This is a genomic window from Bradyrhizobium sp. CCBAU 51627 (assembly GCF_028128765.1).
GTDB lineage: Bacteria > Pseudomonadota > Alphaproteobacteria > Rhizobiales > Xanthobacteraceae > Bradyrhizobium.
The window spans coordinates 1-273 of record NZ_LBJG01000036.1 but is presented as its reverse complement, the minus strand read 5'-3'; the positions used below and the strand labels follow the sequence as shown (position 1 = coordinate 273).

Genomic DNA, 273 nt, shown 5'->3' with positions numbered 1-273 from the left:
CCCGCAATGTCGACAGCGCGGGAAAACCCTGTGGCCGGCGAACGCGCGTACGGCAAAACCGTGTGGTCCTGGCCGTCGTTGCTACGGTCAAGCCTGTCGCGGAGGTGTGGAGCATCCAACCGGATCAACCACATCGTCAATTCGCGGGGCGAGGGAGGCCAGAAGGAATTCGGCTCCCGGGAGAGCACGGCATAAGCCGTCAAACCACTGCGCAGGGAAGGCCGTGTGTTGGGCCACACCTGTATGCTGCTGTGCGGTCTTTTTGCGCTACAT

1 protein-coding gene is annotated in these 273 nt (G+C 62.3%); it reads left to right on the top strand.

Annotated features, from left to right (window positions below):
• Window positions 1-195 (top strand): hypothetical protein (locus XH88_RS25580; RefSeq protein WP_271671020.1); only part of this gene is annotated, 195 nt, incomplete at its 5' end.
• Window positions 196-273 lie beyond the last annotated feature (78 nt).